Here is an 18,299-nt window from a genome sequence, read left to right as displayed (position 1 = left end):
CCGGTATCAGCTCTGCGGGCCGGACGCGCCGCGCTCCTTCAGCCACATCCCGAAATCCTGAAACGCGCCTACCAGCGGACGCAACCGCTGGCCTTCTTCGGTGAGCGCGTATTCCACGCGCGGCGGCACTTCCGGATAGACCGTGCGGCTGATCATGCCGCTTTGCTCGAGCGCGCGCAGGTCCAGCGTCAGCATGCGTTGCGAGATGGTGGGCAGGTGACGCCTCAATTCGTTGAAACGCTTCGGGCCGTCCAGCAGGAACCACACCAGCAGCAGGCGCCAGCGACCACCCAGGAGGCGCATCGCCTCTTCCACGGGACAGCCCGATACGTTGTCTTTCACTTCGCTCTCCGGTAACAAATTTGTGCCTTGGGCACAAAATTCTGCGTTCTTGTGCGCGTGTGCGGCGGCCGACAGAATACCGGCTTTTCCACCGACGAGAGTGAAGCATGACATCGCCACTGACCCTGTACTACGCCCCGCACGCCTGTTCGCTGTCGCCGCACATCGTGCTGCATGAGCTCGGCCTGCCCTTCGACGCCGTCAAGGTCGACAACAAGAGCAAGCGCACCGCGCGCGGCGAGGATTTCCTCGCCATCAACCCCAAGGGTTACGTCGCCGCGCTGCGCCTGGAAGACGGCCGCGTGCTGACCGAAGGGCCGGCGATCCTGCAATACCTGGCCGACCTGCGGCCCGAGGCCGCGCTGGCGCCGCCGGCCGGCAGCTGGGAGCGCGTGCGCCTGCAGGAGATGCTGAGCTTCATCACCAGCGAGCTGCATGCGGGCATGAGTCCCTTGTTTTCCGACAGTTTCGGCGAGGAGGTCAAGGCGGTGTTTCGCGAACGGCTGTTCCGGCGCATCGCGCATGTGGAGCAGGCGCTGCAGGCGACGCCGTACCTGATGGGCGAGCGTTTCGGCGTGGCCGACGCCTATCTCTTCACGGTGCTGGGCTGGCTGCGCTTTTTCGGCATCGGGATGGAACGCTGGCCGGCGCTGGCGCGCTTCATGGCGGCAATGGCGCAACGCCCGTCCGTGCGCGCGGCGCTCGCGGCCGAAGGCATCGAGGGCTGAAAAAAATGCCGTCCGGCTTGCGCCGGACGGCATCTGAAACCCTTCTCGTGCCGCGGCCAGACCTTGGCCGCCGCGCACGGCATCGCTGCCGTGCGCGGAGAAAAACAGCTTCTCATCTCATTGACACGCGGGCGTGAAAAACGGCTCATCCCTCTTCACCGTCATTCTGGCGAAAGTCAGGATCCGGCGTCGTTCAACGGCCGTCGATGTGCGACGAAAGCCACTGGATCCCGGCCTGCGCCGGGATGACGGAGATGAGAGGACGGCCATAGGTGGAAGGAAATCCGGCGGTGGAACAACGCCACGCGTATCGCGTCCTTCGCAGATCGGAGACATTGATGAGACCAACCGGCGTCACCCCTTCTCCGTCATCCTGACGAAAGTCAGGATCCAGCGTCGTTCAGCGGCCGTCGGTGTGCAACGAAAGCCACTGGATCCCGGCCTGCGCCGGGATGACGGAGATGGGAGGACGGCCATAGATGGAAGGAAATCCGGCGGTGGAACAACGCCACCGCATCGCGCCCTTCGCAGACCGGAGGCATTGATGAGACCAACCGGCGTCCCTCCTCTTCTCCGTCATCCTGACGAAAGTCAGGATCCAGCGTCGTTCAGCGGCCGTCGATGTGCAACGAAAGCCACTGGATCTCGGCCTGCGCCGGGATGACGGAGATGGGAGGACGGTCATAGGTGAAAGGAAATCCGGCGGTGGAACAACGCCACTGCATCGCGCCCTTCGCAGATCGGAGACATTGATGAGACCAACCGGCGTCCCCCTCTTCTCCGTCATCCTGACGAAAGTCAGGATCCAGCGTCGTTCAGCGGCCGTCGATGTGCAACGAAAGCCACTGGATCCCGGCCTGCGCCGGGATGACGGAGATGGGAGGACGGGCATAGATGGAAGGAAATCCGGCGGTGGAACAACGCCACCGCATCGCGCCCTTCGCAGATCGGAGACATTGATGAGACCAACCGGCGTCCCCCCTCTTCTCCGTCATCCTGACGAAAGTCAGGATCCAGCGTCGTTCAGCGGCCATCGATGCACAACGAAAGACACCGGATCCCGGCAGGCGCCGTTCAGAAATCCACCTGCGCCGACAGCAGCACGGTGCGCGGCGCGGCTACGGTGACGTAGGGGTTGTCCAGCAGCCAGTAATTGCGGTTGAACAGGTTCTCCACGTTCGCGCGCAGCACCACGGCGTGGCCGGCGAAGCGGGTCTGGTAGCGCGCGCCGATGTCCCAACGGGTCCAGCCGGGCAGGCTCAGGGTGTTGGCGGCGTTGAAGTAGACCGAGGAAGTGCGCACCATGCGCGCGTTGAAGGCCAGGCCGGGCAGCCAGGGCGCATCCCAGTCGGCGGCGAGGTTGAAGGTGCGCTTGGGGACGCCGGGCGCGTTGCGGCCGTCGTTGGCGCCGTTCTGCGTGCGCGTCAGGCGCGCGTCGTAGAAGGTGCCGCTGGCCAGCAGGCGCAGGCCCGGCGCGGCCTCGCCCCAGGCCGAGAGTTCCAGGCCGCGGTTGCGCTGCTCGCCGTCGTAGCCGTAGGAGCTGGTCTGCGGCGAGCTCGAGAGGAAGGTGATCACCGCGCTCGGGTTGGTGATCTCGAACACCGACAGGCCGGTCTGCAGATTGCCCCAGTCGAGCTTGGCGCCGGTCTCGATCTGGCGCGAACGGTAAGGCGGCAGGATCTGGCCTGAATTCACCATGCCGGTGGGCACGATGGTGCCGCGCGTGAGGCCGGCGGTGTAGTTGGCGTAGAGCGAGAGGCTGTCATGGGGCTTGACCACCACGCCCCACAGCGGCGACACCGCGCTCGCGCTGTAGGACGAGACCTGGGCGCCGGTGACGGTGTCGAAACTGTCGTAGCGCACGCTCTGCCGGCGCGCCCCGGCGAACAGGCGCAGGCGGCCGTCGAGCAGGGACATGGCGTCGGTCAGCGTGAGGCTGTCGAGCACCATGTCGGCCGATTTCCTGGGCGCGGTGCGGTCGGCGGTGATCGGCGCCAGCGCGTTCTGGGCGTAGATGCTGTAGGCGGTGGAGCTGCCGGCGGTGACGTAGGCGTTGCCGGTCTCCTGCCGCAGCCGGGTCGCGCCGGCCGAGAGCGTGTGGCGCAAGCCGCCGGTGTCGAGCTGCAGGCGCAGGCCGGCGTCGGCGGTCACGGTCTTGCTGTAGGTGTCGTAGTAGCCGTTGCGCTGCGTGCCCATGCCGGCTTCGTTGACCGAGCCGACCGGCAGGTTCTGCTGGGTCCAGCCGCGCCGGTAGCCGATCGCGCCATAGGCGGTGAGGCCATCGGCGAGCTCGGCGTCCAGGCGCGTGACGGCGGCCTTGTCGTCCAGGTGCAGGCGGTTGTCGGGGAAGAAGTTGAAGTCCGCCGCCGGCGGCGCCGGGATCGAGGTGACGCCGGAGACGAAGCCCACCTGCGGGCGGAAGTTGTCGCTGTCCTCGTGCTGGGCGTAGGCGTCCAGCGACCAGCGCAGGCGCGCGCTGCGGTAGTCCAGCGCCAGCGTGCCCACGCCCAGCTCCTGGTGGCCGCCCTTGATGCTGGCCTCGCCGTTGCGGTAGACCGTGTTGACGCGGATGCCCCAGGCATTGTCTTCGCCGAAGCGGCGTCCGATGTCGGCCTGCACGCCCGGCTGGGCGCGGCTCTGGAAGCTGGTGGTCAGGCGCGTCAGCGGCTCGTCGCCGGCGCGCTTGGTGACGATGTTGATGCTGCCGCCGATGCTGCCGCCGGGATTGATGCCGTTCATCAGCGTGCCCGGCCCCTTGAGCACCTCGACCCGTTCCATGATGGCGGCCGGCATGCGGCTGCCCGAGGCCAGCCCGAACAGGCCGTTGACGCCGACGTCGCCGCTGGTGAGGTTGTAGCCGCGGATCTGGTAGGTCTCGCCGAAGCCGCCGGTGGAGGTCAGCATGCGCACCGAGGCGTCGTTGATGACGACGTCGGCCAGCGTGCGCACCTGCTGGTCGCGCAGCAGGGCCGAGGTGTAGTTCATCGTGGAGAACGGCACGTCCATGATGCTGGAGGTGCCGAGGATGCCCAGGCTGCCGCCGCGGGCGACCTGGCCGCCGACGTAGGGCGCGCTGTCCTGGTCGGCCTGCGAGACCACGGTGACGGTGGGCAACGGCGCGGCGGCGCCGGTAGCGGCGGCGCGCGCCAGCGTATAGCTGCCGTTGGTCTGGCGCACGGCCTGGATGCCGCTGCCGGCCAGCAGCGCGGCCAGCCCGTCTTCGACGTCGTAGTGGCCGTGCAGTCCTTCGCTGCGCAGGCCGGCGGTGAGTTCAGGGCGGAACGAGAGCAGGATGCCGGCGTCGTGGCCGAAGCGGCCCAGTACCTCCTCCAGCGAACCGGCCGGGATGTCGTAGGCGCGCGCGACGGGCTGGGCCGCCGCCGCAGCGGAGAAGGCCGGCAGCGCCAGGCCCGCGGCCATGGCGGCCGCGCCCAGCGCCAGGCGCCCGGCGCAGGCCAGCGCGGCCCTTGTGCGGGCGCGACGCGTGGAAGCCCTCTGCTGCCCCATGTGCTTACGACCTCTCCTTGCAAGATAAGAATACGGTGTCCCCATCCCCATGACCCGCGAAAAACGAAAACGGATCAGCCCCAGGCCGGATTTTTTGATTATTTTTGGATTTTTTTAAAACGCGCGGCTCAGCCGCGGCGGGATGCGCCCGGCAGCGGCGCCAGGCGCATGCGGCGGCCGCCCCAGAAGCGCTCGCGCATGTCGGCCCGGACCGCCAGCGTGGCGGCCAGCGACTCGACGACCGTGACGGCGTCGGCCACCGGGAACGAGCCCGAGACCTTCATGTCGGCAATCGCCGGGTCGCAGGACAGGCTGTCGCGGCTGTAGCGCCCCAGCTGCGCCAGGAAATCGTCCAGCCGCATGCTGCGCGCGACGATGAAGCCGTCGACCCAGCCGATGTCGGCCTGCTCGGCGCGGCCTGCCGCGCCGACGTCGGTGTCGGTGAAACGCGCCTGCTCGCCGGCCTGCAGCACGATGGCGCCGGTCGCGCCATGGCGCGGTTCGATGCGCACCGCGCCCTCGAACACCGCGACTTCGGTGCTCGCATCCAGCCGGCGCACGGTGTAGCGGGTGCCCAGCGCGTAAGCGGTGCCATGTTGCGTTTCGATCATGAAGGGACGGGCCGCATCCTTGCCGGTGGCGGCGAGGATCTCGCCGGCCACCAGGCGCAGCCGGCGTTCGGCGGCGCCGAAGGCCACGTTTACGGCGCTGGCGGTGTTCATGGTCAGGTGGGTGCCGTCGGCCAGCACCAGCGCGCGGCGCTCGCCCACGGCGGTGCGGTAGTCGGCGTTCCATTCGCGCCAGGGCGTGAGTTCGGCCGCGCCCCATACGGCGCCGCCGGCGAACAGCGTGACGGCCAGGGTCTTGACGATCTGGCGACGGCGCGGCGAGCCGCGCGGGGCCAGCGCGGCCTGGGCGATGGCGGAGCTGACCGGCGAAGCCAGCGGCTGCAGGCGCCCGCGCACCGACTCGATGCGCTGCCAGGCGCGTTCATGGTCGGGATGGGCGGTGCGCCAGCGCTGCCAGGCGGCCAGGGTCTCCGGCGCCACCGGTTGCGACTGCAGCTCGACCAGCCATTCCAGCGCGCGCTCGGCCACCTGCGGCGTTACGGCGGCGGCGTCGGGCGTGTGCTGGTACCAGGTCGAGGCGGACAAGTTCGGCCCGATCAGAGGAAGGAAACGTCGGCGAAATAACAGCGCTGCAGCGCCTTCACCAGGTAGCGTTTGACGGTGGGAATCGAGATGCCCAGCGCAGCGGCGACCTGGGCGTGGGTCTGGCCGTCCAGCTGCGAGAGCAGGAAGGCGCGCTTGACCACGGCGGGCAGGCCGTCCAGCAATTGGTCCAGCTCCATCAGGGTTTCCAGCAGGATGGCCTGTTCTTCGGGCGAGGGCGCCAGCCCGGTCGGGGCCTGCGCCAGTGCTTCAAGATAGGCCTTTTCCAGTTTTTCGCGGCGCCACAGGTTGGACACCAGGTTCTGCGCCACGGTGGTCAGGTAGGCGCGCGGCTCGTTGAGCACGGACGGCACGCGCTCGCTGCCGAGCAGGCGGATGAAGGTGTCGTGCGCCAGGTCGGCCGCCTGATCGCTGTTGCCGAGCCGACGCGCAAGCCATCCCTTGAGCCAGGAATGGTGATCGCAGTAGAGGGCTTCGATGGACATGGGAAAACGCATCCCTGGAAAAATGGAGCCGGCCGCGCAGCCCGGGTTTGCCGCTTGCCGTCGGGCAAGGTCGCGCGGAGGGGAAGCGCTAAGTATAAATGATAGTGATTGCTATTAACAGTTAAGCCGCCGACGGCGTTGTTTTTCGCCCGCCTGCCGGCGTTTGCTGTGGATAAAAAAATGCCGGCTTACGCCGGCATGAAAAGGACGCTCTGAAAAACGCTCTGAAAAATCCTGTCGCTCAGGCCGGGGTTTCCGGCGTCTCCGGCATCCTGGGCAACGCGGGCGCGCCGTTGTCGGCGTGCGCCCGCATGTCCTGGTGGATGCGCACCACGCGGAAGTTGGCGGCCTGTTCCACCATCACGCAGGTCTTGCCGGTGCGCTTGCAATGGTCTTGCACACGCCAGTAGTCGCCATGCGAGAGGCAGCCGGTCTGGCAGATCACCAGGTCGGCGGCGGCCACGCTGGCTTCCAGGTCGGACATCTGCTCCCCTTCGGCCCGGGCCTGAGCGGCCGGAGTCAGCGGCGCGCCCATCGGCGGGCGCATCTTCTCGCGCATCAGGTCCTGCAGCTTGCGGTTGAGCTCCCTCACCTTGCGCGCCAGCGTCACGCGCGGCGCCAGGTCGGGGTTGGCCGCTTCCAGCGCGGCGCGGTCTTCATATGCCCAGGCCAGCGCGCTGTCGCGCGCGATGATGGCCGCGCGCATCTGCATCGCCTGCGCGCGCAGTTCGGCGATCTCGCGCGCCTGGCGGGCGATCACGTCGCTGCAGCGGCGTTGCGCGGCGGCCAGGTGGCGCGCCAGCATCGCGTGTTCGGCGCCCGGGGTGTCGTCTTGCCGGAAAGCGGCGGGCGCGGGAAGCGTCTTGTCGTTCATCTGGATCTCCCGTTGCGGCCTCGCCTTCCCTTGTCTGCTGCTGCTTCCGGCGAGGAGGGGCTCGATTATAGATGAGAACAATTATTATTTGACGAGGCTGGCGACAGGGTTATTGCCCGCCGAAAAAATAAAAAAACCGCCCCTGACGGGGCGGTTCGTTCATGACGGGCGACCTGCAAGCGCCTCAATAATCCAGCGAATAGCTCACGCCGAAGGTTCGTCCGCGGCCCTTGTAGTCCAGCGCCTGCTGTGCCACCAGGCTGCCGTACAGGATCTTGGCGCGCTGGCCCCAGGTGGTGGTGTAGTCGCGGTCCAGCAGGTTCTGGATGCCGAAGCTGAGCGTGCCCCTGGGCAGCTGGTAGGCGCCCAGCAGGTCGAACAGCGCATAGCCCGCGAGACGGTTGCCGCCGCCGTCGGAGACCGCGAACACCTGCGTGCCCTGCAAGCGCAGCGCCAGGTTGTTCTCTTTCCAGCCGGCGTAGGCGGTCATCTTGGAGGGGCTGGAAGTGGTCACGTCGCGCTTGGCCCAGTCGCCGTTGGACTGCTGCTGGGTGATGATGGCCAGCCAGTTCAGGCCGGCGTCCCAGCGCTCGCTGAAGGCGTAGTTGAGCTGGCCTTCGAGGCCGATGTTGCGCACCTTCTGGTCGACCACGTCGATGTTGAGCGTGCTGCGGTTGATCTGGATCGCCTTGTCCGACCACGAATAGAACGCCGCCAGCTGCGTCGTCAGCCCGCCGCCGTTGTGGCGCCAGCCGGCCTCCACCTGGCGCGTCTTGATGCCGCTCATGGGCGAATTGGCGACGTTGGTCGAGCTCAGCAGGTTCCAGGTGCCGGTGGCGCCGCCCACCAGCGAGTAGCTGCCCTGGCCGTAGTACTTGGCCGGGTCGGCCAGTTCGAAGCCTTCGGAATAATTGGTCCACACCTGCTGCTGCGGGGTCAGCTTGTAGAGCAGGCCGCCGTTGAACAGCGTCACGTCGTAGCTGTTCTTGCCGCCCGGGATGGCCTGCGCGCTGGTGCCTACGCCGGCGGCGACCAGCCGCTGCTGCGCCACCTGCACGAAGTCGCCGACCTCGATGTTGGCATGCTGGCGGCGCACGCCGCCCGACAGCGTCAGGCGATCCGACAGCTTCCAGTCGGCCTGGCCGTAGAAGGCGTAGATGTCGGTCTGGAAGGTCGGGTAGCGGCCCAGCTCGGCGAAGCGGTTGAACACCAGGCCGCCGCTGGAGAGCGCCTGCGCGGTGTTGAACATCACCTGGGTGCCGGTGAATTTCTCGTGGTCGTAATCCACGCCGTAGGTCAGCTTGACCGTGTCGAACTGCTTGGCCAGCACCGCCTTGGCGCCGTAGGTGTCGGTGTTCTGGCGCGAGGTGCTGTAGTACACCGCGCTGCGCCGCACGCCGCCGATGGTGTAGCTGTCGGTGCCGGGGAAGGGATAGAAGTCCAGCTTCTCGGAGCGGGCGAAGGCCTGCAGGTAGAAGTCCTGGCCGCCGAGCACGTCGCGCGCGTGATAGTCGGCCGAGAACATCTCGCGCTGGGTGCGCGGCTTCACGTCCGAACTGAAGCCGTCGCGCACATCCAGCAGCGCCGGATTGACCGGCGCGGCGCCGAGCTGGATCGCGCCGCCCAGGTTCTGGCCCATGTACAGCGCCTTGCCCGGCTGGTAGCCGGAGTCGTACAGCTGGCCGGTCAGCTTCAGGCTCTGGCCGCCGCCGAAATCGATGTCGAGGTTGCCCAGCAGGTCGATCGACTCGTTGTACTGCAGGTCGGTCTGGGTGATGTCGGGAATGACGGCCTTGCCGCTGCCGTCATAGGCGCCGCCGTTCTTGCTGTAGACCACGCCGAGGCGGCCGCGTACGCGGTCGTTGCCGCCCGAGACCGATTGCGCCAGGTGCCAGTCGAAATCGTCGCCGCTGTGCAGCCCCGAGCGAAAGCCGGCTTCGCTGGTGAAGCGCAGCGCGTCGGACTGCGCACGTTTGGTGACGATGTTGATGATGCCGCCGGTGGCGTTGCCGCCGTACAGCGCGCTGGCGCCGGAGAGCACTTCGATGCGCTCGATGTTGAACGGGTCGATGGAGTCGAACTGGCGCGACAGCGCGCGCGAGCCGTTGAGCGAGATGCCGTCGATCATCACCAGCGCGCTGCGCCCGCGCAGGTTCTGGCCGTAATTGGTGCGCCCCTGCGGGCCCACGTCCAGGCCCGGCACCAGGTTGCCCAGCAACTCCTTGAGCGGCACGCCGGCGCGCGCCTGCGCGGCGATCTGTTCCTGCTCGATCACCCAGGTGGTGGCCGGCAGCTCGGTCACCTGCGTGGGCGTGCGCGCGCCGACCACGACGATCTCGGAGAGCGCGGGCGCGGCGCCCTCCTGCGCCGCCCGCGTCTTGACGGCGGCGCGCTGCACCAGGTAGTCGCCGTTGGCTTGCGCCTGGGCCGACAGGCCGCTGCCGCGCAGGATGGCGTCGAAGCCCGACTGCACGCCATGGCGGCCCGACAGGCCGGGCGAGGCCAGGCCTTCGGCCAGTTTGGGATCGAACACCAGGGTCACGCCCGCCTGGGCCGCGAAGCGGTTGAGCACCCCGGCCAGCGAGCCGGCGGGAATGCTGTAGTCCTGCTGCGCGGCGGCGGACTGGGCCAGGGCCGGAACGGCCGCGCCCAGCGTCGCGCCGGCGGTGGCGGCGCACAGTGCCAGGCGCAGGGCCAACTGCAGGGGACGAAGTCGGGGGATAGGGGTCATGGTGGTCTCTGGTTGGTTTGCCGCGCGGTTTCGCGGCGTTCACAGACCATGACGAAGCAGAAATGCAAAGGGACAGCGCGCGGACAAAATATTTTTCGGCTACTTCGGCGCCGCGCTGACCACCGCCAGCAGCGGCGAGTAATGCTCGACCCGGATCGGCAGCGCCGCCTGCAGCGTTTGCAGCACGCGGTCCGGGTCGTCCAGCGCGAACACGCCCGAGACGCGCAGCCGCGCCAGCTGCGCGCGGTCGTAGCGCAGCATGCCGGCGCGGTAGCGGGCCAGCTCGTCGAGCACGTCGGCCAGCGGCATGTCGTCGGCCACCAGGCGCCCGCCGGTCCAGCTGGCGGCGAGGTCGGCGTCCAGCGTCTCGGCGGGGCCGACGGCGTGCGGCGAGATGGTGGCGCGCTGGCCCGGCGCCAGCACGCGGGAGGATGCGCCGTCCGCGCTCTGCGCGCGCACCTGCGATTCCAGCACCGTGACCACGGTGCCGCGGCCGTCGTCGCGCACCAAGTAGCGCGTGCCCAGGGCGCGCGCCTCGCCGTCGCCGGTGCGTACGGCGAAGGGGCGCTCCCGCGGATGCTCGATGTGGGCGACGTCGACCAGGATCTCGCCTTGCAGCAGTTCGATGCGGCGCCGGCCGGCTTCATAGTGCACGTTGACGGCGCTGCGGCTGTTGAGGGTGAGCTTGCTGTGGTCGGGCAGCTCCACGGTGCGGCGTTCGCCGGCGGCGGTGCGGTAGTCGGCGCTCCAGTAGCGGGCCTGCGGCATCAGCGCCCAACACCCGGCGCCGAAAGCCACCAGCACGGCGGCGGCGATCGCGCGCCGCGCGCCGGAATGCCCGCGCTTGCGGCGCGGCGGCGCGACCGTTTCCAGCGCCGAGGCCGCGGGGCCGGCGGCCAGGCCGTCGAAGCGCGCCAGCATGTGTTCGAGCCGCTGCGCGGCCAGCGCATGGCGCGGGTCTTCCTCGCACCAGCGGCGATAGGCGGCGCGCTCGTCCGGACCGGCATCGCCGGCGTCGAGCCGGGCCAGCCATTCGATGGCGCGCTCGACGGTGCGCTGGTCGGGTTCGGCCGGGGATGGCAGGATGGCGTTGTCGGCGGCGTTCATGCGGCCTTGCCGGATGCGGGGTGGGTCGAGGGATAGAGGGCGCGGTAGCAATGCAGCGTGGCGGCGGCCAGGTATTGCTTGACCATGCTGGCCGAGACGTTCAGCGCGGCCGCGATGTCGGCGTGCGCCGCGCCGTCCAGGCGGTGCATCAGGAAGGCCCGGCGCGGCTTTTCGGCCAGGCCTTCGAGCATGGCGGCGATGGCGTTGAGGGCCTCCACCGCGAGCATGATCTGTTCCGGGCTGTCGGCGCATTCCTGGCGCGAATCGCGCATCTGCGCCAGCGCTTCCAGATAGGCGCGCTCCAGCTTGCGGCGGCGTTCCTCGTCGATGATCAGGCGCGTGGCGGTGGTCACCATGAAGGCGCGCGGCTGCTGCAGCGAGGCCGGATCGGCCAGGCAGAGGATGCGGGTGAAGGCTTCCTGCGCGAGATCGGCGGCGTGGTGCGGGCACCCGGTCTTCTTGCGCAGCCAGGCCGAGAGCCACCCGTGGTGCTCCCGGAACAGCAGGCTGAGGAATTCGTTCTTGCTGAGGCCGCCGACGGTCATGCTCCCTCCCTGGATGCAACGCGCGTCAAATGTAAACAAGAATTATTATCAAGTAAAACGGCGTCAAGGACAAGAACGGGAACAGGGCATGCGGCAGGAGGAGGCATCCTTCTCAGGCGTCGGGACGCTCCCGCCCACGCCATTGCTGCGCCAGCTTGCGTCCGACCACCCACACCGGCGCGGCCAGGCCGGCCCAGCACAGCCAGTCCCACACGCCGTCGCCGAAGATGCCGGCGGCCAGACCGCCGAAGGTGAGCGCCGCCAGCAACAGCGGCCAGCCCCAGGTTCCGTTCATCCTTGTTCCTTCATGCTTGGGTTGGCGATGGCGGCGCGCTCGGCGCTGCGCTCATCGATCCTGCGGATGGCCTTCTTGCTGCGCTTCATCCAGATGATGAAGCCCGACACCGTGGCCAGCGTGGTCAGCACCGTCAGCAGCGCCCACAGGATCTTCAGCGGCATGCCGGCGTAGTCGCCGAAGTGGAAAGGACCGGACAACAGCAGCACCTGCATGTACCAGGGCATGCCGCGGCTGTCGGCCAGCGCGCCGGTTTCGGCGTCGACCACGGCGATGTTGTAGACGCGCTTTTCCAGTTCGGTATGGCCGCGCAGCACCACCATGTAGTGGCGTTTGGTGGCGTATTCGGTGCCGGGATAGAAGACGAAGGCCAGGTCCTTGCCCGGTACCGCCGCGTTGGCCACCTGCACTGCGCGGTCGGGCGCCACCAGCGCCTTCGGCTCGGTGGCTGGCAGCGTGCGGACCAGGTCGGCCAGCTCGGTCTTTTGCCAGATGCCGATGATCAGCGGCGAGAGCGACAGGAAGGTGCCGGTCAGGCCCACCACCAGCGCCCACACCATCACCGCGATGGCCGACAGGTTGTGCAGGTCGGCCTGCACGATGCGCACCTGGCGGCCGAAGCGCACCAGGCCGAAGGCCAGCTTGCGCATGAAGGGGCCGTACAGCACGATGCCGCTGACCATGCTCAGCACGAACACGATGCCCACCAGGCCGATGAACAGCTGGCCGGGGAAGCCCAGGAACAGGTTCACATGCAGCTTCAGGATGAAGCCGGTGAAGGTGTCGCCGCCGCCGATGTTGTGCGTCTCGCCGCTGGCGGCGTCATAGAAGACCGACTTGCCCTCGCGCAGGCTGGCCGCGCCCGGCGGGCCGACGCGCACGCCCACGAAGTGCTCGCCGTCTTCGCCGAAGAAGGACAGCGACTGCATCGCCGTGCCGGGATTGGCGGCCAGGGTCTTGTCCACCAGCTGCTGCAGCGTGGGCCGCGGCGCGCCTTCGGCGACGGCGGCGGGATGGGCGTCCTGGCCCAGCAGCTCGTCGATCTCGTGGTGGAAGATCAGCAGCAGTCCGGTCACGCACAGTAGCAGCAGGTTGATGGTGCAGATCAGGCTGGTCCAGCGGTGTACCGCATACCAGCCGCGCAAGGTCGTACTTTTCATTATCGGCTCCCCGGCGTCGCGCGGCGTCCGGCGATCCCGGTGCGCGGCCGTCTCCCTGTTTTCAGACCGGCCGATTATAGATGAGAATGATTCTTGTCCAATATCTATCCGCGCCGGCATGAAAAAACGGCCCCGGTTCGCACCGGGGCCGTGTTCGGAAAGCCTATTTCCGCTGGAGGACTCAGCGCGCCTTGGCCGCGCCCGGCCACAGCCGCACCGTCAGCGCCAGGATCGAGGTCAGCGTGGCCAGCGAGACCACCGCGATCCAGCCCCACTGCGCCAGGGCCAGGCTGCCCAGGGCGGCGCCGGCGGCCATGCCGATGAACATGCCGACGAACAGGATGGCGTTGAGGCGGCTGCGGGCGCCCGGCTCGATGCTGTAGACGATGGTCTGGTGCGCCACCAGGGTGGCCTGCACGCCGAGGTCGAAGCCGATGGCGGCCAGGGCGATCAGGACCAGCTGGCCGTCGGCCGAGAACCATGGCGACAGCGCCATCGCCGCGAACGACACGGTGGCCAGGCCAACGCCGAGGCGGGTCACAAGTTCAGGGCCCTTCTTGTCCGAGATGCGGCCGGCCAGCGGCGCGGCCAGGGCGCCGGCGGCGCCTGCCAGGCCGAAGGCGCCGGCGGCGGCGCTGCCCAGGTGGAACGGCGCGCCATGCAGCATCACCGCCAGCGTCGACCAGAACGCCGAGAAACCGATCGACAGCAGGCCCTGCGCCAGCGCGGCGCGGCGCAGCGCGCCATGCTTCTTGAACAAGGTGGCCAGCGAACCCAGCAGCGCGCCGTACGACAGGTGCGTGGTGGCGTGGAAGCGCGGCAGGCCGCGCCATGCCGCCACGCCGATGGCGGCGATGCTGGCGGCGGCGCCGACGAACATGGCGCGCCAGCCGAAGTGCTCGGCCACGAAGCCGCTGACCACGCGCGAGAGCAGGATGCCCAGCAGCAGGCCCGTCATCACCGTGCCGACGATGCGGCCGCGGCTTTGCTCCGGCGCCAGCGTGGCGGCGGCGGGGACGATGTCCTGCGCCATGGTGGCGGTCAGGCCCACGGCCAGGCTCGCGGCCAGCAGCATGCCCACGCCCGAGGCGGCCCCGGCCAGCAGCAGCGCGGCGGTCAGGATGGCGGCCTTGATCAGGATGATGCGGCGGCGGTCGTAGCGGTCGCCCAGCGGCGCCAGCAGCAGGATGCCCAGCGCATAGCCGAGCTGGGTCGACATCGGCACCATGCCCACGGCGCGCTCGGAGGCGCCGATGTCGTCGGCCAGCACGCCCAGCATCGGCTGCGAGTAATACAGCGAGGCCACGGCCAGGCCGGCGCCGGTGGCCAGCAGGCCGATCAGCGCGGGCGACAGGCCGGCCTGCTGGTGGGGTTGGGGATGGGCCTTGGCCTTGGCCGTCGTGCCCGTGGCTACGCCGGCGGCGGCTGTATGCGTCTTAGGAATGCTATTCATGGTGTTACTCCCGGTGTGTTTGCGTCGCTGCTGGTCTTGCGAGGGCTGAAACATGCCGCCTCTGCCAGCGTTGAACCGGATTCTCCGCTCCCGCACTCGCATACGGTAGTAGCGCAAAAAGCAGAATTGATATACGTTGGGCGTATGACAAAGCCGATTTCTCCCGCCATCCCGCCCTTTTCCGCCGCCGGTCTCACCGACCGCATCGAGCTGATGCAGACCTTCGTGCGCATCGTCGAGGCCGGCAGCCTGTCGGCCGCCGCCGCCCAGCTGGGCACCACCCAGCCCACCATCAGCCGCCGCCTGCAGACGCTGGAGCGCTCGCTGGGCGTGCGCCTGCTGCAGCGCTCCACGCACGCGATGAAGCTGACCGAGGACGGCGAGCGCTGCTACGAGCGCGCCAAGGATCTGCTGGCCGGCTGGGATGAGTTTGAGAGCGACTTGCGCGGCGCGCGGCTGGAGGCCGAAGGCTCGCTGCGGGTGGTGGTGCCGCACGCGTTCGGGCAAAAGCAGCTGATCGGGCCGCTGGCCGAGTTCATGCGCCGCCATCCGCGCATCACCGTGGAGTGGCTGCTGCACGACCGCGCGGCCGACTTCATCACCCACGGCATCGATTGCGCCATCGAGGTCGGCGACGTGCGCGACCCGTCGCTGGTGGCGATCCACCTGGCCGAGGTGCCGCGCATGACGGTGGCCTCGCCCGCGCTCCTGCAGGGACGTCCGCTGCCGCAGCATCCGTCCGGGCTGGCGGCCCTGCCGTGGATCGCCATTCCCGCCTTCTACCGGCGCGAAGTCACGCTCACGCATGAGGTCACCGGCGAACAGGGCCAGGTCGCCTTCCGTCCGCAGCTGGTCACCGACAGCCTCTACGCGCTGCGCAACGCCGCCATCGAGGGCATGGGCGTGGCCGTGGGTTCGTCATGGATCCTGGCCGAGGACGTGGCCGCCGGCCGGCTGGTGCAACTGCTGCCGCAGTGGCGGCCGGATCCGTTGCCGGTGTCGCTGCTCTACCCTTACGCGCGTTTTTATCCGGCGCGCTTGAGACACTTCATCGACACCATGAAGGAGGCGATGCCGGCGGCGGTCAGCGGCGCGGTGGGGTGGGAAGCGTTGAAGAGGATGCAGCAGAAGGATTGAGGATGGCCAGCCCGAGCGGCAGTCGTCTCCCCGGGGGCTTCGCTTGCGCCGGGATGACGGTTCAGTGAGAGACGCGCGCACGATGGCCGGCGCAGGTGGCGCGGCATCGTCAGCGTCGCGTGTTCCCGCCCGGCCCGCCCCGCCGGCCGCGCTCAGCCCAGGCGCATCGTCCGGTGCTGCGCATAGTGCTGGTGCCAGCTGAACGCCTCACCCAGCAAATGCGGCGTATGCCCGCCCGCCGCGCATGCGCGCGTGAAGTAGTCGCGCAGCTGCGCCCGGTAATCCGGATGGCAGCAGTTGTCGATCACCCGCACCGCGCGCTCGCGCGGCGCCAGGCCGCGCAGGTCGGCCAGCCCCCATTCGGTGACCAGCACGTCGACGTCATGCTCGCTGTGGTCAACGTGCGAGACCATCGGCACCACGCTGGAAATCGCGCCGTCCTTGGCCACCGATTTGGAGACGAAGATCGAAATCTGCCCGTTGCGCGCGAAGTCGCCCGAGCCGCCGATGCCGTTCATCATGTGCGTGCCGCCCACGTGGGTGGAGTTGACGTTGCCGTAGATGTCGAACTCCAGCGCCGTGTTCAGGCCGATGATGCCCAGCCGGCGCACCAGTTCCGGATGGTTGCTGATCTCCTGCGGGCGCAGCACCAGCTTGTCGCGGTAGCGCTCGATGTTGGCGATGAAGTGTTCGTACCGGGCCTGCGACAGCGTGATCGACGAGGCCGAGGCGAAGGCCAGCTGGCCCGAATCCAGCAGCTCGATGGCGCTATCCTGCAGCACCTCCGAATACATCGACAGGTTGCGGAACGGCGACTCCACCAGCCCGTGCAGCACCGCGTTGGCGATGGTGCCGATGCCGGCCTGCAGCGGCGCCAGCGTGTGCGGCAGGCGGCCGGCCTCTACCTCGCACTCCAGGAACCTGATGACGTGGCGCGCGATGGCGTTGGTCTCGTCATCCGGCGGCAGCACCGTGGACGGGCTGTCCGGCGTTTCGGTCAGCACGATGGCGGCCACCTTGGCCGGATCGAAGGGAATGGTGGTGCGGCCGATGCGCTGTTGCGGCGCGGTCAGCGGGATCGCCCCGCGCTCCGGGCGCGCGGCCGGCAGGTAGATGTCGTGCAGGCCCTCCAGCGCCGGCGGCACGCTGGTGTTGAGTTCGATGATGATCATCTTCGCCTGCTCCACGAAGCTGGCCGAATTGCCCACCGACATGGTCGGCACGATGCCGTCCTCCGTGATGGCGGCGGCCTCGATCACGGCAATGTCGACCTGCGACGGCGAGCCGCTGCGCAGCTGCTCGGCGGTCTCGGAGAGGTGCTGGTCGATGAACATGACTTCACCGGCATTGATCTTCCTGCGCAGCGTCGGGTCGACCTGGAACGGCAGCCGCCGCGCCAGCAGGCCCGCTTCGGCCATCAGGCCGTCGCTGCCGTTGCCCAGCGAGGCGCCGGTGATCACGGTCAGGCGCAGCTCCTCGCGCTGCGCGCGTTCGGCCAGCGCGCGCGGCATGGCCTTGGCGTCGCCGGCGCGGGTGAAGCCGCTCATGCCGACGGTCATGCCGTTGTGGAAGAAAGAGGCGGCCGCTTCGGCCGTCATGACTTTGCCCGCCAGTTCAGGCTGGCGGATGCGCTGGCTGTCCATGTTTGCTCCTGCTCGGTTTCTTTTGGAAAGGGTGAAGTGCATCCGCGCGGGCGACGGTGTGGCGGGCCCAAACGGACTTCTTGCATTCTTGTTTCGGTCCAGTATAGGAGCCGGGACCTATGCGCTGTATGATTTAAATTCCGTTGTTCCAGTCGGAATACGCATACCTTGATTTCCCGCAAACCGAGCCTGAAAGCCTTGCCGCCATGGACATCCGCGCCCTGCGCTATTTCACCGAAACGGTGCGCCTGAACAGCTTCAGCCGCGCCGCCGACGCCTTGCACGTGACCCAGTCCACCGTCAGCAAGATGGTGCGCCAGCTGGAGGACGAGGTGGACGCCCCGCTCCTGATCCGCGACGGCCGCAGCCTGCAGCTGACCGACACCGGGCGCGTGGTGTACGAGCAGGGTCAGCAGATCCTGGCCTCGATGCAGCGCCTCAACGCCGAAGTGCGCGACACCAAGGCGCTGCGCCAGGGGCATCTCGACATCGGCATCCCGCCGATGATCAACATCCTGTGCACGCCGGTACTGAAGGCCTTCCGCGAGCGCCATCCCGATATCGCGATGAACCTGAAGGAAGACACCGGTCCGCAGATCGAGCAGCGCGTGGCCAGCGGCGAGCTGGAGATCGGCATGACGGTGTTGCCGGTCGACCCGGAACTGGAGCTGCAGGTAATGCCGGTGGCACGCTACCCGATCTGGGCCGTGGCCCAGGCCGGCAGCTTTCAGAAGAACCGCAGCACCCTGCGCTGCGCGCAGCTGGACGGCATGCCGCTGGTGATGCTGAACAACGAATTCGGCCTCACGCGCAGCCTGCGCGGCAGTTTCCGCGAACTGGGGATTTCACCGCAGGTCGCCGCGCAGAGCGGGCAATGGGACTGGCTGGTGGCCATGGCGTTGGCGGGCATGGGCACGGCCCTGTTGCCCGAGCCGTTCATTCACCGGATCGCTACCGACCAGTTGCAGGCGGTGCGCCTGGTGGAGCCGGAGGTGCAGTGGCAGGTGGCGTATGTCACGCGTGGGGGGTATTTGTCGCATGCTGCGCGGGCGTGGATGGCGTTGAGTGAGGGGTTGTTTGCGGGGGGGCGGGGGTGATGGTGGAGTGTTGCTATTGTTGT

15 protein-coding genes are annotated in these 18,299 nt (G+C 68.4%); 3 read left to right on the top strand and 12 right to left on the bottom strand.

The window, feature by feature from the left end; genetic code table 11:
- Nucleotides 1–6: 6 nt before the first annotated feature.
- Nucleotides 7–303, bottom strand: coding sequence for a winged helix-turn-helix transcriptional regulator (locus CEJ42_RS21345; RefSeq protein WP_217507552.1), 297 nt, complete (start codon nucleotides 301–303; stop codon nucleotides 7–9).
- A gap of 158 nt (nucleotides 304–461) precedes the next feature.
- Between CEJ42_RS21345 and gstA the strand changes: the two genes are divergently transcribed.
- Complete coding sequence (gstA, locus tag CEJ42_RS21340; protein ID WP_079219247.1) at nucleotides 462–1,070, top strand: glutathione transferase GstA; 609 nt, start codon at nucleotides 462–464, stop codon at nucleotides 1,068–1,070.
- Between the two features lie 1,074 nt (nucleotides 1,071–2,144).
- Here the strand turns inward: gstA and CEJ42_RS21335 are convergent.
- The 10 genes from CEJ42_RS21335 to CEJ42_RS21290 all read right to left on the bottom strand — a co-directional run bounded on the left by CEJ42_RS21335 (nucleotide 2,145) and on the right by CEJ42_RS21290 (nucleotide 14,399).
- Complete coding sequence (locus CEJ42_RS21335) at nucleotides 2,145–4,577, bottom strand: TonB-dependent receptor (protein ID WP_207760467.1); 2,433 nt, start codon at nucleotides 4,575–4,577, stop codon at nucleotides 2,145–2,147.
- Between the two features lie 128 nt (nucleotides 4,578–4,705).
- Nucleotides 4,706–5,731: a FecR domain-containing protein gene (locus tag CEJ42_RS21330; RefSeq protein ID WP_088752464.1), complete on the bottom strand. Its 1,026-nt coding sequence runs from the start codon at nucleotides 5,729–5,731 to the stop codon at nucleotides 4,706–4,708.
- An 11-nt stretch (nucleotides 5,732–5,742) separates the two neighbouring features.
- A complete protein-coding gene (locus tag CEJ42_RS21325) occupies nucleotides 5,743–6,246 on the bottom strand; it encodes a sigma-70 family RNA polymerase sigma factor (RefSeq protein ID WP_088752463.1) in 504 nt (167 codons plus the stop codon).
- A gap of 229 nt (nucleotides 6,247–6,475) precedes the next feature.
- Nucleotides 6,476–7,108 (bottom strand): DUF2325 domain-containing protein, encoded by a 633-nt coding sequence (locus CEJ42_RS21320; protein ID WP_088752462.1) that lies wholly within the window; start codon nucleotides 7,106–7,108, stop codon nucleotides 6,476–6,478.
- Between the two features lie 184 nt (nucleotides 7,109–7,292).
- Complete coding sequence (locus CEJ42_RS21315) at nucleotides 7,293–9,839, bottom strand: TonB-dependent receptor (protein ID WP_207760466.1); 2,547 nt, start codon at nucleotides 9,837–9,839, stop codon at nucleotides 7,293–7,295.
- 99 nt (nucleotides 9,840–9,938) lie between these two features.
- The gene (locus tag CEJ42_RS21310; RefSeq protein ID WP_088752461.1) at nucleotides 9,939–10,946 is read right to left on the bottom strand and encodes a FecR family protein; all 1,008 of its coding nucleotides are present in this window, start codon (nucleotides 10,944–10,946) and stop codon (nucleotides 9,939–9,941) included.
- Nucleotides 10,943–11,491 carry a sigma-70 family RNA polymerase sigma factor gene (locus CEJ42_RS21305; RefSeq protein ID WP_088752460.1) on the bottom strand — a complete coding sequence of 183 codons (549 nt, stop codon included), beginning with the start codon at nucleotides 11,489–11,491 and terminating at the stop codon, nucleotides 10,943–10,945. The genes CEJ42_RS21310 and CEJ42_RS21305 overlap by 4 nt, the downstream gene beginning before the upstream one ends.
- 112 nt (nucleotides 11,492–11,603) lie before the next feature.
- Complete coding sequence (locus CEJ42_RS21300) at nucleotides 11,604–11,786, bottom strand: hypothetical protein (RefSeq protein ID WP_088752459.1); 183 nt, start codon at nucleotides 11,784–11,786, stop codon at nucleotides 11,604–11,606.
- A complete protein-coding gene (locus tag CEJ42_RS21295; protein ID WP_088752458.1) occupies nucleotides 11,783–12,946 on the bottom strand; it encodes a PepSY-associated TM helix domain-containing protein in 1,164 nt (387 codons plus the stop codon). The genes CEJ42_RS21300 and CEJ42_RS21295 overlap by 4 nt, the downstream gene beginning before the upstream one ends.
- Nucleotides 12,947–13,127: 181 nt before the next feature.
- Nucleotides 13,128–14,399 carry an MFS transporter gene (locus CEJ42_RS21290; protein ID WP_088752457.1) on the bottom strand — a complete coding sequence of 424 codons (1,272 nt, stop codon included), beginning with the start codon at nucleotides 14,397–14,399 and terminating at the stop codon, nucleotides 13,128–13,130.
- 144 nt (nucleotides 14,400–14,543) lie between these two features.
- On the opposite strand from CEJ42_RS21290, the gene CEJ42_RS21285 reads away from it, so the two are divergent.
- Nucleotides 14,544–15,536, top strand: a complete 993-nt coding sequence (locus tag CEJ42_RS21285) for a LysR family transcriptional regulator (protein WP_088752456.1) — start codon at nucleotides 14,544–14,546, stop codon at nucleotides 15,534–15,536.
- A gap of 152 nt (nucleotides 15,537–15,688) precedes the next feature.
- On the opposite strand, the gene CEJ42_RS21280 is transcribed toward CEJ42_RS21285, so the two are convergent.
- Entirely contained in the window at nucleotides 15,689–17,179 is a 1,491-nt protein-coding gene (locus CEJ42_RS21280; RefSeq protein WP_088752455.1) for an acetyl-CoA hydrolase/transferase family protein, read from the bottom strand.
- A gap of 206 nt (nucleotides 17,180–17,385) precedes the next feature.
- Between CEJ42_RS21280 and CEJ42_RS21275 the strand changes: the two genes are divergently transcribed.
- A complete protein-coding gene (locus tag CEJ42_RS21275) occupies nucleotides 17,386–18,276 on the top strand; it encodes a LysR substrate-binding domain-containing protein (protein WP_088752454.1) in 891 nt (296 codons plus the stop codon).
- Nucleotides 18,277–18,299 lie beyond the last annotated feature (23 nt).

The organism is Herbaspirillum robiniae (assembly GCF_002213415.1).
In the GTDB taxonomy this organism is placed as follows: Bacteria; Pseudomonadota; Gammaproteobacteria; order Burkholderiales; family Burkholderiaceae_D; genus Herbaspirillum; species Herbaspirillum robiniae.
This window is presented reverse-complemented; position numbering and strand designations above follow the sequence as displayed.

What these genes read in the sequence shown, in the direction of transcription:
- CEJ42_RS21345 (WP_217507552.1), bottom strand. Translation starts at nt 303, where the DNA reads ATGCGCCTCCTGGGTGGTCGCTGGCGCCTGCTGCTGGTGTGGTTCCTG.
- CEJ42_RS21335 (WP_207760467.1), bottom strand. Translation starts at nt 4,577, where the DNA reads ATGGGGCAGCAGAGGGCTTCCACGCGTCGCGCCCGCACAAGGGCCGCG.
- CEJ42_RS21325 (WP_088752463.1), bottom strand. Translation starts at nt 6,246, where the DNA reads ATGCGTTTTCCCATGTCCATCGAAGCCCTCTACTGCGATCACCATTCC.
- CEJ42_RS21320 (WP_088752462.1), bottom strand. Translation starts at nt 7,108, where the DNA reads ATGAACGACAAGACGCTTCCCGCGCCCGCCGCTTTCCGGCAAGACGAC.
- CEJ42_RS21315 (WP_207760466.1), bottom strand. Translation starts at nt 9,839, where the DNA reads ATGACCCCTATCCCCCGACTTCGTCCCCTGCAGTTGGCCCTGCGCCTG.
- CEJ42_RS21310 (WP_088752461.1), bottom strand. Translation starts at nt 10,946, where the DNA reads ATGAACGCCGCCGACAACGCCATCCTGCCATCCCCGGCCGAACCCGAC.
- CEJ42_RS21305 (WP_088752460.1), bottom strand. Translation starts at nt 11,491, where the DNA reads ATGACCGTCGGCGGCCTCAGCAAGAACGAATTCCTCAGCCTGCTGTTC.
- CEJ42_RS21300 (WP_088752459.1), bottom strand. Translation starts at nt 11,786, where the DNA reads ATGAACGGAACCTGGGGCTGGCCGCTGTTGCTGGCGGCGCTCACCTTC.
- CEJ42_RS21295 (WP_088752458.1), bottom strand. Translation starts at nt 12,946, where the DNA reads ATGAAAAGTACGACCTTGCGCGGCTGGTATGCGGTACACCGCTGGACC.
- CEJ42_RS21290 (WP_088752457.1), bottom strand. Translation starts at nt 14,399, where the DNA reads ATGAATAGCATTCCTAAGACGCATACAGCCGCCGCCGGCGTAGCCACG.
- CEJ42_RS21285 (WP_088752456.1), top strand. Translation starts at nt 14,544, where the DNA reads ATGACAAAGCCGATTTCTCCCGCCATCCCGCCCTTTTCCGCCGCCGGT.
- CEJ42_RS21280 (WP_088752455.1), bottom strand. Translation starts at nt 17,179, where the DNA reads ATGGACAGCCAGCGCATCCGCCAGCCTGAACTGGCGGGCAAAGTCATG.
- CEJ42_RS21275 (WP_088752454.1), top strand. Translation starts at nt 17,386, where the DNA reads ATGGACATCCGCGCCCTGCGCTATTTCACCGAAACGGTGCGCCTGAAC.